This window comes from Streptomyces sp. P13-3-3, from assembly GCF_050571355.1.
Lineage (GTDB): Bacteria > Actinomycetota > Actinomycetes > Streptomycetales > Streptomycetaceae > Streptomyces > Streptomyces althioticus.
Genome location: NZ_CP192228.1, coordinates 3343093 through 3363350 on the forward strand (window position 1 = coordinate 3343093; position 20258 = coordinate 3363350).

Sequence of the window (20258 nt, forward strand, 5' to 3'; positions counted from 1 at the left end):
GTCCCCCGCGTCCATACCCGCGGCGCGGATTCACCCCTCAGGTTCACTTTCTGCCTCAACAGGCCGTTCGCGTACGCCCGTCGGGGCACCCGTACGCCCTTTTCCGCGTCCTTCAGACCGGGGCCGGTGTCCGAGGCGGCACCGTCCCCCGCCCACGATCCACCCGGCCCAGGAGGAACCCGTGCCGTTAGCAGAGCCCCTGAGCGAACGGGACGACGCCCTGCGCCTGCTGGCCGCGCAGGGCGAGCGCGCCCGTGCCGGCGCGGGCCGTCTCGTCCTGCTGCGCGGCGCCACCGGCACCGGACGCACCGCGCTGCTGGGCGCCGCAGCCGAGCAGGCGGCCGGGCGGGGGATGCGGGTGCTGCGCGGGCGCGGCACGCCGGACGACGGGGGCGCCGACTGGGGCGTCGCCCGGCAGCTCTTCGGCGCCGACGCGGACTTCCTCCGGGAGCCCCCGGCGTCGGCCGGCACGTCACCCGCCGAGCACCGGCGGACGCAGGGCGCGCTGCTGTGGCGGCTGCTGGAGACGTACGCGCGGCGCGGCCCGCTGTTCGTCGCGGTCGACGACGCGCACGCGGCCGACGCGGCGTCGCGCCGCTGGCTCACGGAGGCGGCCAGGCTGGTCGACGGGCTGCCCGTGCTGCTCGTGGTGACCGAGCGCAGCCAGTACGACATCGACCCGGCCGGCCACGGACTCGCCCACGGGCTGTCCCCCGCCCTCGTGCACACCCACACCCTCGCCCCGCTGAGCGCGGGCGCCGCCGCGAGCCTGGTGCGGGCCGCCTTCCCGGACGCCGAGCCCGGCCGGGTGGCGGACTGTGTGCGCGCCGGGGCGGGCAACCCGCTGCTGCTGCGGGCCCTGCTGCACGACCTGTCGTCCTGGACGGAGTCCGCCGCGGAAGGCACCTCGGCCGCCCTGCCCGAGACGTGCGCCGCGCTGTACCCGGGGGCGTACCCGGACGTCGTCTCGTGGTGGCTGGCCGGCGCGGGCGGGTCCACGGCGCGGGCCGCCCGCTGTCTGGCCGTCCTGGAGAGCGGGGAGGCGGACCGGGCGGCCGCCGCCCGCACCCCGGAGCCCGCGGGTGACGGGATCGGGCGCGACTGGTGCCCGGGGTACTGCCCCGACGAGCGCCGTGACACCCAGGCGCGGATCGTCGCCCGCATGGCGCAGGCCGACCCGGACCGGGTGACCGGCTGGCTCACCGCGATGACCCGCCTCGGCCTGCTGCGGCGGGACACGGACGGACTCCACCGGTACGCCCACCCGTTGCTGCGGGACGCCGTGCTGAGCGGCTGGACGAGCGGGCGCCGCAGGGAGGCGCACCGGGCGGCCGCCGAGGAGCTGATGCGCGAAGGCGCCCCGGTCGGCGCCGTGGCCTGGCACCTGTACCACGGTGCCGCGGTGGCCGAGCCGTGGGCGGTCGACGTGCTGCTGGACGCGGCGGCCGAGGAGGTCCGCGCCGGCCGGCCGCGCTGCGCGGTGGCGTTCCTGCGGCGCGCCCTGGACGAGCCGATGGAGCCCGTCCGCCGGGCCACCGTCCTGATCCAGCTCGGCTCCCTGGAGTGCGCCGCCCACCCGTCCGGCGGGCTGCCCCGGCTCGCCCAGGCGGTACGGCTGCCCGGCGGCTCACGGGACCGGCTGCGGGCGACGGTCGCCCTGGCCACGGCGCTGGCCCGCAGCGGGGACGTCGCGGCGGCGCGGCGGATGCTGCGGGAGGAGGAACGGCGGCTCGCCGGGCGCCCCGGTCCGGTGCGGACGCTGCGCGCGGTCACCTTGCTGCTGTCCGACGCCGCCCCGCAGGTGTCACGCGCCGGCCACGAGCCGCCCCCGCCCGGGCCGGAGGGCGACGGGCCGGACCTGCTGGACGCGGCGCACCGCATGCTGGCGGTGCGGCACGGGGCGACGGCGGGGCAGATCTCCTCGCGGGAGGCGATGGAGCGGATACGCGCGCTCACCGAGGGCCCCGCGGACCCGGTCGCCGTGCCGTTCCTGTACGGCATGGCCGCGCTCGTGGCGCACTGGGCGGACGAGCTGGACGAGGCCGAGCGGCTGATCCGGCGGGCGCTGGACCCGCTGGCGTCGTTCCTGCTGCACCCGATGCACCACATCCTCACCGACATGCGGGTGGACGTCGCGGCGGCCCGCGCCGACTGGGACGCCGTCCTCGCCGAACCGCACGCCCGCACCGCGCGGATCCGGTCGTCGGGGCCCGGTCCCACCAGCGCCCACACCCAGGCCGTGATCGCGCTGGTGGAGACCGGGCGGCGGGAGGAGGCAGCGCGGCTGGTGGACGGCTTCGACCTGCCGACCGCGGCGGACTCCTGGCGCACGCACCGCTTCCTGTACGCGCGGGCGGTGCTGCGGGCCGCGTCCGGGCAGCCGGAACGGGCACTGGAGGACTTCCTGGAGTGCGGGCGGCGGCAGGCGTCCCGGGAGGCGCACCTGTCCGTGGTGTCGCCGTGGCGGGTGGGCGCGGCCGAGTGCCTGCTCGCGCTGGGCAGGCCGCACGAGGCGCTGGAGCTGGCGGCGGAGGAGGCGCGGCTCGCCGAGGTGTGGGGCACGGCGCGGGCACGGGGCCGGGCGCTGCGGATGCTGGGTGAGGCGACGGGCGGCCGGCGCGGTCTGCGGCTCACGGCGCGGGCGGTCGGACTGCTGCGGGCGGCGCCGGGCGGGGCCGAGCTGATCGCCGCGCTGATCGCGCACGGGAGGCTGCTCCTCGCGCTTCGGGAGCGCTCCCAGGCGCGGGCGGCGCTGCACGAGGCGGCGGAACACGCGGAGCGTCTCGGGGCGGTGCGGCTGCGCCGCGTGGCGGAGGACCTCCTCCACGAGGGCGGGGCCCGCCGCGCCGGCGCGCCCCGCACGGGCCCGCAGGCCCTGACGGACAGCGAACGCCGCATCGCGGGTCTGGCGGCCGAGGGCCGCACCAACGCGGAGATAGCGGCCGCCCTCCACCTGGCCCGCCGCACGGTGGAGACCCATCTGACGGCGGCCTACCGCAAGCTGGGCATCACCCGCCGCACGCAACTCCCGGCGGCCCTCCCCCCGGCCCCGTACAACCCCGCGGCCCGGGCCGGCTGACGGAGGTCCGGGGACGGCGAAGGGGCCGCCCTCGCGGGCGGCCCCTTCACTGCACGGCGTGGGCTACTTCACCGGCTCCGGCTCGGGAGCCGGTTCCGACTCCTCCTCGCCGGCCGGGTCGACCGGGGTCTTGACCGACTCCAGCAGGAGCTGGGCCACGTCGACGACCTGGGTCGACTCCTTGGCCTTGCCGTCGTTCTTCTTGCCGTTGACCGAGTCGGTCAGCATGACCAGGCAGAACGGGCAGGCGGTGGAGATGATGTCCGGGTTCAGGGACAGGGCCTCGTCGACGCGCTCGTTGTTGATGCGCTTGCCGATCCGCTCCTCCATCCACATCCGCGCGCCGCCGGCGCCGCAGCAGAAGCCCCGCTCCTTGTGGCGGTGCATCTCCTCGTTGCGCAGGCCCGGGACCTTGCCGATGATCTCGCGCGGCGGCGTGTAGATCTTGTTGTGGCGGCCCAGGTAGCACGGGTCGTGGTAGGTGATGAGGCCCTCGACCGGGGTGACCGGGATGAGCTTGCCCTCGTCCACCAGGTGCTGGAGCAGCTGCGTGTGGTGGATGACCTCGTAGTCGCCGCCGAGCTGCGGGTACTCGTTGCCGAGGGTGTTGAGGCAGTGCGGGCAGGTGGCGACGATCTTCTTCGCCGACTTCGGCTTCCGCGACTCCTCGGTCACCTTGCCCTCGTCGTCCATCTCCTCGCCGAAGGCGGCGTTGAGGGACATGACGTTCTCCATGCCGAGCTCCTGGAACAGGGGCTCGTTGCCGAGGCGGCGGGCGGAGTCACCGGTGCACTTCTCGTCGCCGCCCATGATCGCGAACTTGACGCCCGCGATGTGCAGCAGCTCCGCGAAGGCCTTGGTGGTCTTCTTGGCGCGGTCCTCCAGGGCGCCGGCGCAGCCGACCCAGTACAGGTACTCGACCTCGGACAGGTCCTCGATGTCCTTGCCGACGACCGGGACCTCGAAGTCGACCTCCTTGAGCCACTCCAGGCGCTGCTTCTTCGCCAGGCCCCAGGGGTTGCCCTTCTTCTCCAGGTTCTTGAGCATCGTGCCCGCCTCGGACGGGAACGCGGACTCGATCATCACCTGGTAGCGGCGCATGTCGACGATGTGGTCGACGTGCTCGATGTCCACCGGGCACTGCTCGACGCAGGCGCCGCAGGTGGTGCAGGACCACAGGACGTCCGGGTCGATGACGCCGTTCTCCTCGGCGGTGCCGATCAGCGGGCGCTCGGCCTCGGCGAGGGCGGCGGCGGGCACGCCGGCCAGCTGCTCCTCGGACGCCTTCTCCTCGCCCTCCATGGTCTTGCCGCCGCCGGCCAGCAGGTAGGGCGCCTTGGCGTGCGCGTGGTCGCGCAGCGACATGATCAGCAGCTTCGGGGAGAGCGGCTTGCCGGTGTTCCACGCGGGGCACTGCGACTGGCAGCGTCCGCACTCGGTGCAGGTGGAGAAGTCCAGCAGGCCCTTCCAGGAGAACTGCTCGACCTGGGAGACGCCGAAGACGTCGTCGTCACCGGGGTCGGTGAAGTCGATCGGCTTGCCGCCGGAGGTCATCGGCTGCAGGGCGCCCAGGGCGGTCCCGCCGGTGGCCTCGCGCTTGAACCAGATGTTGGGGAAGGCGAGGAAGCGGTGCCAGGCCACACCCATGTTGGTGTTGAGCGAGACGACGATCATCCAGACGAACGACGTCCCGATCTTGATCATGGCGGTCAGGTAGACCAGGTTCTGCAGCGTCCCGGTGGACAGCCCGTCGAAGGCCTGCACCAGCGGGTACGACGCGAAGTACGACGCCGAGTAGCCGTCGACGTGGTGCAGGGCGCCCTCGAGGCCGCGCAGCACGTAGATGGCGAGGCCGATGGTGAGGATCACGTACTCGACGAAGTACGCCTGGCCGGCCTTGGAGCCGGTGAAGCGGGACTTGCGGCCGGGCCGGGACGGCAGGCTGAGCAGGCGGATCACGATGAGCGCCGCGATGCCCAGGACCGTCATGACACCGATGAACTCGATGTACATCTCGAACGGCAGGAAGTCACCGATGACCGGCAGCACCCAGTCGGCCTGGAAGAGCTGGCCGAAAGCCTGGGCGAGGGTCGGCGGCAGGGTCAGGAAGCCGACGGCGACGAACCAGTGGGCGATGCCGACGATGCCCCACCTGTTCATGCGGGTGTGGCCGAGGAACTCCCGCACCAGGGTCACACTGCGCTGGTAGGGATTGTCGGTCCGGGTGCCGGCCGGGACCGGCTGGCCCAGCTTGAAGTACCGGACGAACTGGCCGATCGCGCGTGCGAGCAGCGCAACGCCGACCACGGTCAGGACCAGCGACACGATGATCGCGGCGAGTTGCATGGGGGCTCCTCGGGCCTGCGAGGGGTTCAGGGTGTGGAAGTGGGTTGTCGGGGGCTCACCGGGGCGTGCTGTCCGGCTTCCCCGAGATTACTAAGCGGTAACTTATGCAGTCCGTCTGAGACTACCCCCATCTCCGGCCGCACTGTAGCCGGGCACGGGGTGATCTGAGTCGCTGAGGGTTGCCTATGCGGGCGGCCCGCGATGGCGTCCCGGAGTCGATCGTGTTATTCACGCCAAATCAGTCCATACGCCCCTAACTTATATCCGTGCTCTACGGGATCACCGCCGCCGCCACCGCCCTGCTGTTCTCCGCCCTCCTCACCGGGGTGCTGCGGACCCCCGCCCTGCGTCTCGGGATCACCGACCGCAGGCGGCGCCGGCCCTTGCCGCTGTCCGGGGGAACGGCCGTCGCACTGGCCACCGTCCTGGTCGCGGGGGGCGCCGACGCCGTCGGTCTGCTGCCCCTCGGGGCCGGGGTCGGCCGGGTGGTCGCGGCCGCCGGCTGCGTCGCCCTGCTCGGCCTGGCCGCCGACCTGAGGCGGCTGCGCTGGTGGGTCACGCCGGCCGGGACGGCGGTCGCCGCGGGCTTCGTCGTGCCGTACGAGGAGACCGGCGCGGCCGCCGGAGCGGCGGCCGTGGCCTGGATCGCGGTCGTGACCACCGCCTTCCGCGGACTGGACCACGCCGACGGGGTGGCCGGAGCGGTCGGCGCGGTGGGCGCGTTCGGGGTCGCCGCGTGCGCCACGGCCGAGCTGATGGACGGCCTCGCCGCGCTGCTGGGCGTGCTGGCCGCCGCGCTCGCCGGGTTCCTGCTGCACAACTGGTTCCCCGCGCGGGCGGGCCTGGGGTCGGCCGGCGCGCTGTTCACCGGGTTCCTGCTGGCCGCGTCGGCGGTCTTCGTCCGGGCCGGGCAGGGAATCGGAGCCGGGGCGGCCGTGCTGTACGCGCTGACGGCGGTCGCGTGTGCGGACGCGGCCCTGGTGGTACTCGGGCGGCGGCTCGACCGCCGGGCGGTCACCCGCGGGCGCCCCGACCATCTCGGGCACCGGCTGCGGCGGCTGGGAATCGCGCCCCGCGCGGTGCCGGTGCTGCTCGGCGCCGGGTCCGCGGGAGGGGTGCTCGTCGCGGTGTGCGTGCACACCGGCAGGCTGCCGGCGGGGGCGGCGTGGTGGGTCGCGGCGGCGGCCGCCGTGCCCGTCCTGGTACTGGTGAGGCGCCCCGTCACCCCTGTTTTCCGTCCGCGTCAACGTGTCGCCAGCACGTCGTCGCAGGTCAGCGAGCGGTTGCGTGTAAGGAGCGGATAAGAGTTGAGTCTGCTCGACTCAGCTCTGTTGACCCGGCGGCGGCCGTCATGCATGCTTGAGTCTGTTCCACTCAAGTCAGCTGGAGGAATCGAAATGGCACGTGCGGTCGGCATCGACCTGGGCACGACTAACTCCGTCGTCAGCGTTCTGGAGGGCGGCGAGCCCACCGTCATCACCAACGCCGAGGGCGCCAGGACCACGCCTTCCGTCGTCGCCTTCGCCAAGAACGGTGAGGTGCTGGTCGGCGAGGTGGCCAAGCGCCAGGCCGTGACCAACGTCGACAGGACCATCCGGTCGGTCAAGCGCCACATGGGCACCGACTGGAAGATCAACCTGGACGGCAAGGACTTCAACCCGCAGCAGATCAGCGCCTTCGTGCTGCAGAAGCTGAAGCGGGACGCCGAGGCGTACCTGGGCGAGAAGGTGACCGACGCGGTCATCACCGTCCCGGCGTACTTCAACGACGCCGAGCGCCAGGCGACCAAGGAGGCCGGCGAGATCGCCGGTCTGAACGTGCTGCGCATCGTCAACGAGCCGACGGCCGCCGCCCTGGCGTACGGCCTCGACAAGGACGACCAGACGATCCTCGTCTTCGACCTCGGTGGCGGTACCTTCGACGTCTCCCTCCTGGAGATCGGCGACGGTGTCGTCGAGGTGAAGGCCACCAACGGTGACAACAACCTCGGTGGTGACGACTGGGACCAGCGCGTCGTCGACTACCTGGTCAAGCAGTTCCAGGCCGGTCACGGCGTGGACCTGGCCAAGGACAAGATGGCGCTGCAGCGTCTGCGTGAGGCCGCCGAGAAGGCGAAGATCGAGCTGTCCTCGTCCACCGAGACCTCGATCAACCTCCCCTACATCACCGCGTCCGCCGAGGGCCCCCTGCACCTCGACGAGAAGCTGACCCGCGCCCAGTTCCAGCAGCTGACCGCGGACCTGCTCGAGCGCTGCAAGACCCCGTTCAACAACGTGATCAAGGACGCCGGCATCTCCGTCAGCGAGATCGACCACGTCGTCCTGGTCGGCGGTTCGACCCGTATGCCCGCCGTCGCCGAACTGGTCAAGGACCTGACCGGCGGCAAGGAGGCCAACAAGGGCGTCAACCCGGACGAGGTCGTCTCCATCGGCGCCGCGCTCCAGGCCGGTGTCCTCAAGGGCGAGGTCAAGGACGTCCTCCTGCTGGACGTCACCCCGCTGTCCCTCGGCATCGAGACCAAGGGCGGCATCATGACCAAGCTGATCGAGCGCAACACCACGATCCCGACGAAGCGCTCCGAGATCTTCACGACGGCCGAGGACAACCAGCCGTCGGTGCAGATCCAGGTCTACCAGGGCGAGCGCGAGATCGCCGCGTACAACAAGAAGCTCGGCATGTTCGAGCTGACCGGTCTGCCGCCGGCGCCGCGTGGCGTCCCGCAGATCGAGGTCTCCTTCGACATCGACGCCAACGGCATCATGCACGTCACGGCGAAGGACCTCGGCACCGGCAAGGAGCAGAAGATGACCGTCACCGGCGGTTCGTCGCTCCCGAAGGACGAGGTCGAGCGCATGCGCCAGGAGGCCGAGAAGTACGCGGAGGAGGACCACGCCCGCCGCGAGGCCGCCGAGTCCCGCAACCAGGGCGAGCAGCTCGTCTACCAGACCGAGAAGTTCCTCACGGACAACGCGGACAAGGTGCCCGGCGAGATCAAGACCGAGGTCGAGGCCGCCGTCGCCGAGCTGAAGGAGAAGCTCAAGGGCGAGGACACCGCCGAGATCCGCACGGCCACCGAGAAGGTCGCCGCCGTCTCGCAGAAGCTGGGCCAGGCCATGTACGCCGACGCCCAGGGCGCGCAGGCCGCGGGCGGCGCCTCCGACGGCGCCGGTGAGGCCAAGGCCGACGACGACGTCGTCGACGCCGAGATCGTCGACGAGGACCGGAAGGACGGTGCGGCGTGACGGAAGAGACCCCGGGCTTCGACGAGCAGCAGCAGCCCGATGTCCCTTCCGGCGCACCGTCCGAGGACGCCGAGCCGCAGGCCGCCGCTCCCTCTCCCGAGGAAGAGGCGGCCCCGGCCGGGGACACCGAGCAGAACGCCGCTCTGGTGGCCCAGCTGGACCAGGCCCGCACCGCGCTGAACGAGCGCACCGCGGACCTCCAGCGCCTCCAGGCCGAGTTCCAGAACTACCGCCGCCGTGTCGAGCGGGACCGGGCAGCCGTGAAGGAGACCGCCGTGGCGAATCTCCTGACCGAACTGCTCCCGGTGCTGGACGACGTCGGCCGGGCCCGTGAGCACGGCGAGCTGGTGGGCGGCTTCAAGTCGGTCGCCGAGTCGCTGGAGACCACGGTGGCCAAGCTGGGCCTCCAGCAGTTCGGCAAGGAGGGCGAGCCCTTCGACCCGACGATCCACGAGGCCCTGATGCACTCCTACGCGCCGGACGTCACCGAGACGACGTGCGTGGCGATTTTGCAGCCGGGGTACCGCATCGGCGAGCGCACCATCCGCCCCGCGCGGGTGGCCGTCGCCGAGCCGCAGCCCGGCGCGCAGACGGCTCCGCCGGCCGAGGAGGGCTCCGAGGCGCAGGCCGACGGGGAGAACAAGGAGAGCGGTGGCCCGGAGGAGGGCTGACGTTATAGCTGACGCAGGGAAGGAGGGACGTCGGGGATGAGCACCAAGGACTTCATCGAGAAGGACTACTACAAGGTCCTCGGCGTCCCCAAGGACGCCACCGAGGCCGAGATCAAGAAGGCGTACCGGAAGCTCGCCCGCGAGTACCACCCGGACGCCAACAAGGGGAACGCCAAGGCGGAGGAGCGGTTCAAGGAGATCTCCGAGGCGAACGACGTCCTCGGCGACCCCAAGAAGCGCAAGGAGTACGACGAGGCGCGCGCCCTCTTCGGCAACGGCGGGTTCCGCCCGGGGCCGGGCGCGGGCGGCGGTTCGTTCAACTTCGACCTCGGCGACCTCTTCGGAGGTCAGGCCGGCGGCCAGGCGGGCGGCTTCGGCGGCGGCCTCGGTGACGTCTTCGGGGGCCTGTTCAACCGGGGCGGCCCGGGTGCCACCCGGACCCAGCCGCGCCGGGGCCAGGACATCGAGTCCGAGGTGACGCTCAGCTTCACCGAGGCCATCGAGGGCGCGACGGTCCCGCTGCGGATGTCGTCGCAGTCGCCCTGCAAGGCCTGTTCGGGCACCGGCGACAAGAACGGCACGCCGCGCGTGTGCCCGACCTGCGTCGGCACCGGACAGGTGGCGCGGGGCTCCGGCGGCGGCTTCTCGCTGACCGACCCCTGCCCGGACTGCAAGGGCCGCGGACTCATCGCGGAGGAGCCCTGCGAGGTCTGCAAGGGCAGCGGCCGGGCCAAGTCCTCGCGGACGATGCAGGTGCGCATCCCCGCGGGGGTGAGCGACGGCCAGCGGATCCGGCTGCGCGGCAAGGGCGCGCCCGGCGAGCGCGGCGGCCCCGCGGGCGACCTGTACGTCGTCGTGCACGTCGGCACCCACCCGGTGTTCGGCCGCAAGGGCGACAACCTGACGGTCACGGTGCCGGTGACGTACCCCGAGGCGGCCCTCGGGGGCGAGATCCGGGTCCCGACGCTGGGCGGTCCGCCGGTGACGCTGAAGCTGCCGCCGGGCACACCCAACGGGCGCACCATGCGCGCCCGCGGCAAGGGCGCGGTCCGCAAGGACGGCACCCGCGGTGATCTGCTGGTCACCGTCGAGGTGAGTGTTCCCAAGGACCTGTCGGGGAAGGCTCGTGACGCCCTGGAGGCGTATCGCGAGGCAACCGCGGACCAGGATCCGCGGGCGGAGCTGTTCCAGGCCGCGAAGGGAGCTTGATGCGATGGACGGCCGTCGACGCAACCCGTACGAACTGACCCAGGACACCCCGGTCTACGTCATCTCGGTGGCGGCCCAGCTCTCGGGGCTGCACCCGCAGACGCTGCGTCAGTACGACCGTCTGGGACTCGTGTCGCCGGACCGTACGGCGGGCCGGGGCCGTCGCTACTCGGCCCGTGACATCGAACTGCTCCGTCAGGTGCAGCAGTTGTCGCAGGACGAGGGCATCAACCTGGCCGGAATCAAGCGCATCATCGAACTGGAGAACCAGGTCGCCGCCCTCCAGGCCCGCGTGGCCGAACTGGAGGACGCGCTCGACGGCGCGGCGGCGGCCATGCGGCAGCGCGAGGCCGCCGTGCACGCCTCGTACCGTCGTGATCTGGTGCCTTACCAGGAGGTGCAGCAGACCAGCGCGCTGGTGGTCTGGCGTCCCAAGCGTCAGCAGCAGTCCGACTGACGGCGCGCGCCGGCGAAGTGGGGCCCGTGGGTTCGCAGAACCCACGGGCCCCTTCTCTTATCCACGACCACACCTGTGGCTATGGTATGCCTGCGTGTCCAGGTGATCCCCGCGATGTGTCCGCAGGACTTTCACGAGTTCAGCGCACCGTGTCGTGTTCATCTCGTTAAGTGGCTGCCTCTTGACGCGGTGGGCGCCGAAGCGTTGGCTTTTCAGTCACATGGGCCGCAAAGCTGTGCCCACGTCCAATACGCACCTGAAGTGAGCCCTCGCATGCGTCGTATCGCCATATCCGTGGCCGCCGTGTCCATGTCCGTCACGCTCGCCGGCTGCGGCATGCTCGACGCGACAGGCAGCAGCGACGACGCCGGCCCGGCCAAGGGCGACGACATCACGGTGGGCCTGCTCCTCCCGGAGAAGGCCAACACGCGCTACGAGCAGTGGGACTACCCCATGTTCAAGAAGAAGGTGGAGTCCCTCACGGACAACAAGGGCAAGGTCGAGTACGCCAACGCCGAGTCGGACGCGGACAAGCAGGCCGGCCAGATGCAGCGCATGATCGAGAAGCAGGTCGACGTCATCGTGCTGGACGCGGTGGACGCGCACGGCATCGCGGAGAGCGTCACCAAGGCGAAGGAGGCCGGCATCCCGGTCATCGCCTACGACCGGCTCGCCGAGGGCCCGATCGACGCGTACATCTCCTTCGACAACTCCCTCGTCGGCGAGGTGCAGGGACGCTCCCTGCTGGAGGCGCTGGGCGGCGACCTGTCCATCACCGACAAGGTCGTGATGATGAACGGCTCGTCGACCGACCCCAACGCCAAGCAGTTCAAGGCCGGGGCGCTGTCCGAGCTCAAGGGCAAGGTCACCATCGCCAAGTCCTTCGACACCAAGGACTGGGACCCGAAGAACGCCGAGAAGAACATGAAAGAGGCGATCAGCGAGATCGGCCTCGACAACATCGAGGGCGTGTACTCCGCCAACGACGGCATGGCGGGCGGCATCGTCAAGGCGCTGCGCGCCGCCGGCGTGACCAAGCTGCCGCCCATCACCGGCCAGGACGCGGAACTCTCCGCGGTGCAGCGGATCGTGACCGGCGAGCAGTACATGAGCGTCTACAAGTCCTACCCCGAAGAGGCGGAGAACGCCGCGGAGATGGCCGTGGCGAAGGTCCAGGACCGGGGCATCCAGTTCGACGCGCTCACCCGGGACCGGGTCGACAGCCCCACCGAGCAGGACATCCCGGCGCAGCTGGTGCCGGTGGTCGCGCTGACCCAGGACAACCTGGAGGACACCGTCATCGCCGACGGCTTCTACGAGGTGTCCGACATCTGCACCGGCGACTTCAAGGACGCCTGCGCGGAGATCGGGCTCAAGTAACCCCGTACGCCTCCGTACGAATTCGGCCACCCGCCGGTCCCCGGGCCGGTGCGGTGGCCGGTCCCGTGTTGCACAGCAGGTTCCGGCCGCGCATAGTTGCGCTCGCGGAAGGACGCTGAACCGGGGGTGGGATGGGCGATGGCCGGGCACGGGGCGGACGAGCATCCGCACGGTGCTGACCGACTGTGCGAGACCGGGGACCGCGTGTACTCCCGGGCCGTACGGCGCGGACGGCTGCCGCGCCGGGAGGCCGAGCGGGTTCCCTGCCTGATGGAGCTGGCCCTGCTGCATCCCGACCCGGACGACATGGACTGGCTGGTCCCCACCTCCCCGCAGGAGGTCATGACGCGGCTGCTGCGCGGCATGTACGACGAGGTGAGGGCGAGTCAGCGCCGGGTCGGCTCGGCGGTCGCCGCCTTCGAGTGGTACGCCGGTCTCGGCCGCCAGGTGCCGGCGGGCGGGGCGTCGGAGGGCCCCGCGATCCGGGTGCTGGACGGACTGGCCCGTATCCAGGCCGCGATGGACGAGGCGACGCAGGCGTGCACCTCGGAGGTGCTCACCGTCCAGCCCGGAGGCATCCGGCGCGAGGCGGAGCTGTCGGAGGGCCTGCACCGGGCGATGGCGCTGCGCGGGCGCGGCGTGCGGATGCGGGACCTGTACACCCATGTCGCCCGGCACGGGCACGGGTTGCTCAACTACCTGGAGCTGATGGGCGACGCGGTGGAGGCGCGCACGCTGGACGAGGTCATCGAGCGGCTCATCCTCTTCGACCGCACGGTCGCCTTCATCCCCGCGAACTCCGAGCGCACGATGGCCCTGGAACTGCGCCACCCGGCGCTGGTGGAGTACCTGGGCACGGTCTTCGAGCGGCTGTGGCGGCTCGCCATCCCGCTGACGGCGCCGCTCCCCGACACGGGCATCGAGGGCATCTCGCACCGCGAGCAGTCCATCGCGGCGCTGCTGGCGGAGGGGCACCAGGACGCGGTCATCGCGGAGCGCCTGGGCATCAGCGTCCGCACCTGCCGCGCCCACATCGCCCGCCTCTCGGAGACGCTGGGCGCGGCGAGCCGTACGCAGCTGGGGGTGCGGATCGCCCAGGCGGGGCTGGACAAGCCCCGGGGCCCCGAGGTCACTCTGTCCGGTCGAGAATCCCGGACTGCCCGATGAGGTAGCCGAGCTGGGCCCGGCTCTGACTGCCCAGCGTCGCGGCGAGCTTGGCGATGTGGACGCGCGCCGTGCGGATGTTCATGCCCAGCCGGTCGGCGATGACGGCGTCGGTGTGCCCCTCGACCAGCAGCCGCGCGATGGCCCGCTGGCGGGCCGTGACACCGCCCAGGGAGGGCGGCTGGACGGCCTGGGGGTGCATGGGGGTGGCGAGCCGCCAGAAGCGGTCGAACATGTTCACCAGGTAGCCGACGACCGCCGGGTGCCGGACCTCCAGCGCGATGTCGGAGTGCCCCTCGTCGTCCCCGGGGATGAAGGCGACCGACCGGTCCACGATGATCATGCGGCCGGTGACCTCGTCCAGGGTGCGGGCCTGGGCGTCTCCCCTGAGCTGCTCGTACCGGGCGACGACCAGGGGGATGTGCCGCTGCGTGTGCGGGTAGATCACGCGGATCCTGCCGCCCCGGTCGAGGAACTGCTGGTCACGGACCATGGCGGCGGCCTGGGCGGTCCTCGCGTACTCGGACGTCTGGTAGTTGTTCGGCGGCTGGATGCACAGGACTTCCCGCGTGCCGTCGGCCAGCGCCTGCGCGATGGCGCCGTTGATCCGGTGCAGGCCGCTCAGCAGGGAGAGCGTGGGCGTGCCCGCCTCGCCGTCGGGTCCGTCGCCGGTGCCCATGAGCGCGTGGAAGGTCTCGGCCAGCCACTCCTCACGGCGCCGTTCGGCCGCGATGCGCTCCCCCGAGCGGCGCAGCAGCCTCTGGAGGGCGACCGCGGGGGGCAGCGGCTCCAGGGCGTCCAGGTCGTCCACGGCGGGCCGCAGCAGGCCCAGATCGACCGCGCAGGGGGCCGCCTGCGCCTCGTCCGCGTCCAGCCGTCCCTCGCGCAGCGCCCGCTCGTACAGCCCGGTCCCCGCCGGGCACAGCTCGTCCGCCCCGTGTTCCGCGTGCGGCGCGCGGGTCACCGGGGGCCGCCGTCCTGGTCGAGGATCCCGGACTGGGCGATGAGGTAGCCCAGTTGGGCGCGGCTGCCGCTGCCCAGGGTGGCGGCCAGCTTGGCTATGTGCGCCCGGCAGGTGCGGACGTTCATGCCGAGCCGGCGCGCGATGGCCTCGTCCACGTGGCCCTCCACCAGGAGTTTCGCGATGGAGTGCTGCACCTCCGTGAGTCCGTCGGGCGCAGGTTCGTAGGGCGCGCCCGCGTTCAGCGACACCGCGCGGGTCCACATGAACTCGAAGACCTTGATGAGGTAGCGCACCAGGCCCGGGTGGCGCAGTTCCAGGGCCACCTGCCGGTCCTCGCGGATGGGGATGAAGGCGACGGTCTCGTCGAGGATGATGAGCCGCTCCACCAGTTCGTCGATGGTGCGGTACTCCACCTTGGCCGTGTCGAAACGCGCCACGTAGGCGAGGGTCTCGGGGCTGTGCCGGGCGGTGTGCTGGTAGAGGGTGCGGATGCGCACCCCGCGCTCGGTCATCTGCTGGTCCCGCTCCAGCGCCTGGGCCAGCGTGTGCTCCAGGCGACGACCCCCCGGCTGTACGCTCAGCATCTCGGAGCGGCATTGCGAGGTGGCCAGGTCGAGCGCCGCGTTGATCCGGTCGAAGCCTTCCAGCACGGTCATCGAGTTGGTGCTCGTGGTGGCCTGGGCGCTGAGGGCCATGAACGGCTCGAAGGCGTCGGCGAGTTCGATCGACATCCGCCGGCGTTCCGTGATTTCGCGCTCCAGCGGGTTGAGCCGCTGGGCCAGCGCCACCGCGGGCGACACCGGCCGCAGCCAGGTGGGGTCGTCCGGATCCGGGTGCAGCAGGGCCAGTTCCATGAGGCAGGGAGCGGGGTCCGCGTCGCGGCGCGGGATGCGTCCCGCACGCAGCGCTTCGCCGTACAGGCGGCTCCCGGCCTCGCACAGTTCGGTCACCGCATGGGGATGTGCGTCATTGGTCCGATTCGTAGTCAAATCTCCACCCCCCAGGGTCCTGAACATGCAGGAACATGATGCACCGATTGTGTGGCCATGACGTGCCCGAATGAGCCATCGTCTTACGTGACGGGGGAAGGGTGACTTTCGAGTGAGGACGAAGCCGACTATGCGCAAGAGAACGCTTCGCTCGGTACTTGTCGCCGCCTTCTCCGCCGTCGTGGCCTTCGGAGTTCTGAGTGGCCTGGCCGGCGCGGAGGGCGACGTCCGGGCTGACAGCAGCTGGGGAGCGGGAGCGACAGGGGTGACCCTGCCGCCGGACAGCAGCTGGGGTCCTGTGGCTCCCCGGACCACAGACGACAGCAGTTGGGGTTGAGCGATGACCACCCCACCAGACGACCGTTCCTTCCGGCGTGAGATGGCGACCGCCTACCGGTCCGGATGGCACTTCATCGACCTGGTCACCGCGATCCCCCACAGCGGTGACTCGTTGATGGTGACCGTCTTCGGTGAGCCCGTGGTCGTCACCCGCGACGAGGACGGCGACGTGCGGGCGTACCGGTGCCTGCGCCGGCCCAGGGGGGCGCCGAAGCCCGTCCGGTGTGCCATCCGGTACGGCATGATCTTTGTGAACCTGGACCAGCGGGACCACCGGCAGGTGGAGCCCGACTCCCGGTCCCCCCGGACCATCTCGGCCACCCCCCGCAGTGCCTGACGCGATTCCCCCGTCGTAACAGATCGCGCAGGTGCTTCCCCCCGCAGCGGCGTCACCGTGACCTGAACACGGTGACGCCGCTGCAGTTTTGGGGGACATTTCCGGGAATCGGCCGGATCGGGTGATGGCCGGAAGCCGCCGCTTTCCGGCGATGATCACACCGCTCCTCACCCGCGCCCCATCGCCCGCGTGAGCGCGATCTCGATGACGACCCGGTCCGGGTTGGGCCCCGGCATCCGTCCGTACCGCTCCGCGTACCGCTCCACCGCGTCCTGGACGCGTTCCGGCTCCGTGCGCACCCGCGCGCGTCCCTCCAGCGTCGCCCACCGGCCGCCGTCCACCTGGCAGACCGCGACGGGCGCGCCCTCGTCCCCGGCCGCCCGGATGTGGCGCACCTTCGCGCTGGTCCGGTTGGTGATCACCCGTGCCAGCAACTGCCCGGGGTCGTAGGTGACCCCGACGGGTACCAGATGCGGCGTGCCGTCCGGGCGGAGCGTGGTCAGCGTGCACAGGTGCCGCTCGCGCCAGAAGCTGAGATAGGAGGCGTCCGGATCGCCCGGATCGACCGAATACGTGAGGGCCATGCCCCGGAACTTAGCCCTCGGACCCTCGCGGGTACTACCTTGAGTGGAATAGACTCAAGTTTGTGGACGTTGGCAGAGTCAGCCAGACGCACGCCGAGGGTCATCGAAGGGCATCAAGGAGGAGAACGGACACGTGGACGCCGAGCTGACCAACCGGAGCCGGGACGCACTGGCCGCCGCCGGCAACCGGGCCGTGACCGAGGGACACCCCGACCTCACCCCCGCGCACCTGCTGCTCGCCCTGCTCGCCGGGCAGGAGAACGAGAACATCACGGACCTGCTCGCCGCGGTCGACGCCGACCAGGCCGCCGTGCGCGCCGGGGCCGAACGTGTCCTCGCCGGGCTGCCGAGCGTCACCGGGTCCACGGTGGCGCCGCCCGAGCCCAACCGTGAACTGCTCGCCGTCGTCGCGGACGCGCAGTCCCGCGCGCGGGAGCTGGGCGACGAGTACCTGTCCACCGAGCACCTGCTGATCGGCATCGCGGCCAAGGGCGGGGCCGCCGGGGAGGTACTGTCCCGGCAGGGCGCCACCGCGGACAAGCTGCAGGAGGCCTTCCAGAAGGCGAGGGGGACGCGCCGGGTGACCACTCCCGACCCGGAGGGCCAGTACAAGGCCCTCGAGAAGTTCGGCACCGACCTGACCGCCGCCGCCCGCGAGGGCAGGCTGGACCCCGTCATCGGACGGGACCAGGAGATCCGGCGGGTGGTGCAGGTGCTGAGCCGCCGTACCAAGAACAACCCCGTGCTGATCGGCGAGCCGGGCGTCGGCAAGACCGCCGTCGTCGAGGGCCTCGCCCAGCGGATCGTCAAGGGCGACGTGCCCGAGTCGCTGAAGAACAAGCGGCTGGTGGCGCTCGACCTGGGCGCGATGGTCGCGGGCGCCAAGTACCGCGGCGAGTTCGAGGAGCGGCTGAAGACCGTCCTCGCGGAGATCAAGGAGTCCGACGGGCAGGTCGTCACGTTCATCGACGAGCTGCACACCGTGGTCGGCGCGGGCGCCGGCGGCGATTCCGCGATGGACGCGGGCAACATGCTGAAGCCGATGCTCGCGCGCGGTGAGCTGCGCATGGTCGGCGCGACCACGCTCGACGAGTACCGCGAGCGGATCGAGAAGGACCCGGCGCTGGAGCGGCGCTTCCAGCAGGTGCTGGTCGCCGAGCCGTCCGTCGAGGACTCCATCGCGATCCTGCGCGGCCTCAAGGGGCGGTACGAGGCGCACCACAAGGTGCAGATCGCCGACAGCGCGCTCGTCGCCGCCGCGACCCTCTCCGACCGGTACATCACCTCCCGCTTCCTGCCGGACAAGGCCATCGACCTGGTCGACGAGGCCGCCTCCCGGCTGCGCATGGAGATCGACTCCTCGCCCGTCGAGATCGACGAGCTCCAGCGCGCCGTGGACCGGCTGCGCATGGAGGAGCTGGCCCTGAGCAAGGAGACGGACCAGGCCTCCAAGGAGCGCCTGGAGAGGCTGCGCCGCGACCTCGCCGACAAGGAGGAGGAGCTGCGCGGCCTCACCGCCCGCTGGGAGAAGGAGAAGACCTCCCTCAACCGCGTCGGTGAGCTGAAGGAGAAGCTGGACGAGCTGCGCGGTCAGGCCGAACGCGCCCAGCGCGACGGCGACTTCGACACCGCCTCCAAGCTGCTCTACGGCGAGATCCCGGCCCTCGAACGCGACCTGGAGGCCGCCTCGGAGGCCGAGGAGGAGGTCGCGAAGGACACCATGGTCAAGGAGGAGGTCGGCGCGGACGACATCGCCGACGTCGTCGCCTCCTGGACCGGTATCCCGGCCGGCCGTCTGATGGAGGGCGAGACGCAGAAGCTGCTGCGCATGGAGGACGAGATCGGCAAGCGGCTGATCGGGCAGTCCGAGGCCGTGCGCGCCGTCTCCGACGCGGTGCGGCGTTCGCGGGCCGGCGTGTCCGACCCGGACCGGCCCACCGGCTCCTTCCTGTTCCTCGGCCCGACCGGTGTCGGCAAGACCGAGCTGGCCAAGGCGCTCGCGGACTTCCTCTTCGACGACGAGCGGGCGATGGTCCGCATCGACATGTCGGAGTACAGCGAGAAGCACAGCGTCGCCCGGCTGGTCGGCGCGCCCCCCGGCTACGTCGGCTACGAGGAGGGCGGCCAGCTCACCGAGGCGGTGCGGCGCCGGCCGTACAGCGTGGTGCTGCTCGACGAGGTGGAGAAGGCGCACCCGGAGGTCTTCGACATCCTGCTCCAGGTGCTCGACGACGGCCGCCTCACCGACGGCCAGGGCCGCACGGTGGACTTCCGCAACACCATCCTGGTGCTGACGTCCAACCTGGGCAGCCAGTACCTGGTCGACCCGGTCAGCTCCGAGGAGGAGAAGCGGGAGCAGGTCCTGGAGGTGGTCCGGGCGTCGTTCAAGCCGGAGTTCCTCAACCGCCTGGACGACCTGGTCGTCTTCTCCGCGCTCAGCAAGGCCGAGCTGGAGCGGATCGCGAAGCTCCAGATCGAGGCGCTGGGACGGCGGCTCGCCGAGCGGCGGCTCACCCTGGACGTCACGCCCGAGGCGCTCCAGTGGCTGGCCGACGAGGGCCTGGACCCGGCGTACGGCGCGCGGCCGCTGCGCCGGCTGGTGCAGACCGCGATCGGTGACCGGCTCGCCAAGGAGATCCTCTCCGGCGAGATCAAGGACGGCGACACGGTCCGGGTGGACCGTTTCGGGGACGAGCTGATCGTCGGCCCCGCCACGGGCAAGACACTCTGAGTCACGGTTCCGGTTCCCGGGCCCGACGTGACGTGCGGATCTTCGCGCGCGCACGTTGGGCCCGGAGCCTTTCCGGGTACCCCGGACCTGACCGGATCGAGTCAGCCCTCGGCTGACAGGCCCGTCGGGGCTTGCCACCCCCCTCCCCGCATGGGGGAGGATGGCGGGATCCGTACGAAGGGAAATTCACGGTGACCATCGACCCGTCCTCGATTCCGAATTTCGGGGGCCAGCAGCCCGAGCCGCAGCCCCAAGGACCGGCGGGCCCCGTCGTCCCGGATCAGGACCTCGTGAAGCAGCTCCTCGACCAGATGGAGCTCAAGTACGTCGTCGACGACGAGGGTGACCTCGCGGCGCCGTGGGAGCAGTTCCGCACGTACTTCATGTTCCGTGGGGAAGGCGACCAGCAGATCTTCTCCGTCCGGACGTTCTACGACCGGCCGCACCAGATCGACGAGAAGCCCGCGCTCCTCGAGTCCGTCGACGACTGGAACCGCCGCACGCTGTGGCCCAAGGTGTACACGCACACCCATGACGACGGCACGGTCCGTCTCATCGGCGAGGCCCAGATGCTGATCGGCATGGGCGTCAGCCTGGAGCACTTCGTCTCCTCGACGGTCAGCTGGGTGCGGGCCGCCATCGAGTTCGACAAGTGGCTCGTCGAGCAGCTCGGCCTGGAGCAGGAGATCAACGACGCGGACAAGCCCGACGACGACGCGTAGCCGCCCTCGCGCGCGAGCGGCGGCGCCGGCCAGGCGCGCGCCGC

Annotated in this window: 15 protein-coding genes; 11 read left to right on the forward strand and 4 right to left on the reverse strand. The window is 71.5% G+C overall.

The annotated features are described in order from the left end of the window. The first annotated feature begins 181 nt into the window (after positions 1-181). Positions 182-3079 carry an AAA family ATPase gene (locus ACQZOG_RS15275; protein ID WP_430741558.1) on the forward strand — a complete coding sequence of 966 codons (2898 nt, stop codon included), beginning with the start codon at positions 182-184 and terminating at the stop codon, positions 3077-3079. A 63-nt stretch (positions 3080-3142) separates the two neighbouring features. On the opposite strand, the gene ACQZOG_RS15280 is transcribed toward ACQZOG_RS15275, so the two are convergent. Beyond that, on the reverse strand, positions 3143-5425 hold the full coding sequence (locus tag ACQZOG_RS15280; protein ID WP_033274783.1) for a (Fe-S)-binding protein: 2283 nt from the start codon (positions 5423-5425) through the stop codon (positions 3143-3145). A 266-nt stretch (positions 5426-5691) separates the two neighbouring features. On the opposite strand from ACQZOG_RS15280, the gene ACQZOG_RS15285 reads away from it, so the two are divergent. The 7 genes from ACQZOG_RS15285 to ACQZOG_RS15315 all read left to right on the forward strand — a co-directional run bounded on the left by ACQZOG_RS15285 (position 5692) and on the right by ACQZOG_RS15315 (position 13551). Then, positions 5692-6729 carry an undecaprenyl/decaprenyl-phosphate alpha-N-acetylglucosaminyl 1-phosphate transferase gene (locus ACQZOG_RS15285; protein WP_430741559.1) on the forward strand — a complete coding sequence of 346 codons (1038 nt, stop codon included), beginning with the start codon at positions 5692-5694 and terminating at the stop codon, positions 6727-6729. A gap of 93 nt (positions 6730-6822) precedes the next feature. After that, positions 6823-8667 (forward strand): molecular chaperone DnaK, encoded by a 1845-nt coding sequence (gene dnaK / locus ACQZOG_RS15290; protein ID WP_033274785.1) that lies wholly within the window; start codon positions 6823-6825, stop codon positions 8665-8667. Beyond that, on the forward strand, positions 8664-9338 hold the full coding sequence (gene grpE, locus ACQZOG_RS15295; RefSeq protein ID WP_033274786.1) for a nucleotide exchange factor GrpE: 675 nt from the start codon (positions 8664-8666) through the stop codon (positions 9336-9338). Before dnaK ends, grpE begins: the two co-directional genes overlap by 4 nt. Before the next feature lie 36 nt (positions 9339-9374). Next, complete coding sequence (dnaJ, locus tag ACQZOG_RS15300) at positions 9375-10547, forward strand: molecular chaperone DnaJ (RefSeq protein ID WP_037640770.1); 1173 nt, start codon at positions 9375-9377, stop codon at positions 10545-10547. A 4-nt stretch (positions 10548-10551) separates the two neighbouring features. Next, positions 10552-11004 carry a heat shock protein transcriptional repressor HspR gene (locus tag ACQZOG_RS15305; protein ID WP_006134641.1) on the forward strand — a complete coding sequence of 151 codons (453 nt, stop codon included), beginning with the start codon at positions 10552-10554 and terminating at the stop codon, positions 11002-11004. A gap of 273 nt (positions 11005-11277) precedes the next feature. Beyond that, entirely contained in the window at positions 11278-12384 is a 1107-nt protein-coding gene (locus ACQZOG_RS15310) for a sugar ABC transporter substrate-binding protein (protein WP_261675356.1), read from the forward strand. Between the two features lie 138 nt (positions 12385-12522). Then, positions 12523-13551 (forward strand): helix-turn-helix transcriptional regulator, encoded by a 1029-nt coding sequence (locus tag ACQZOG_RS15315; RefSeq protein WP_033274789.1) that lies wholly within the window; start codon positions 12523-12525, stop codon positions 13549-13551. Here the strand turns inward: ACQZOG_RS15315 and ACQZOG_RS15320 are convergent. Further along, on the reverse strand, positions 13514-14512 hold the full coding sequence (locus ACQZOG_RS15320; RefSeq protein WP_033274790.1) for a helix-turn-helix domain-containing protein: 999 nt from the start codon (positions 14510-14512) through the stop codon (positions 13514-13516). The genes ACQZOG_RS15315 and ACQZOG_RS15320 overlap by 38 nt on opposite strands. Continuing rightward, positions 14509-15528 carry a helix-turn-helix domain-containing protein gene (locus ACQZOG_RS15325; protein WP_167739790.1) on the reverse strand — a complete coding sequence of 340 codons (1020 nt, stop codon included), beginning with the start codon at positions 15526-15528 and terminating at the stop codon, positions 14509-14511. Before ACQZOG_RS15325 ends, ACQZOG_RS15320 begins: the two co-directional genes overlap by 4 nt. Before the next feature lie 313 nt (positions 15529-15841). Between ACQZOG_RS15325 and ACQZOG_RS15330 the strand changes: the two genes are divergently transcribed. Beyond that, on the forward strand, positions 15842-16177 hold the full coding sequence (locus tag ACQZOG_RS15330) for a hypothetical protein (RefSeq protein WP_033274792.1): 336 nt from the start codon (positions 15842-15844) through the stop codon (positions 16175-16177). Between the two features lie 167 nt (positions 16178-16344). On the opposite strand, the gene ACQZOG_RS15335 is transcribed toward ACQZOG_RS15330, so the two are convergent. Next, complete coding sequence (locus tag ACQZOG_RS15335) at positions 16345-16761, reverse strand: pyridoxamine 5'-phosphate oxidase family protein (RefSeq protein WP_037640775.1); 417 nt, start codon at positions 16759-16761, stop codon at positions 16345-16347. A gap of 133 nt (positions 16762-16894) precedes the next feature. Between ACQZOG_RS15335 and clpB the strand changes: the two genes are divergently transcribed. Next, positions 16895-19492, forward strand: a complete 2598-nt coding sequence (gene clpB, locus ACQZOG_RS15340) for an ATP-dependent chaperone ClpB (protein WP_193467810.1) — start codon at positions 16895-16897, stop codon at positions 19490-19492. A gap of 191 nt (positions 19493-19683) precedes the next feature. Beyond that, positions 19684-20214, forward strand: a complete 531-nt coding sequence (locus tag ACQZOG_RS15345) for a YbjN domain-containing protein (RefSeq protein WP_033274795.1) — start codon at positions 19684-19686, stop codon at positions 20212-20214. Positions 20215-20258: the final 44 nt, after the last annotated feature.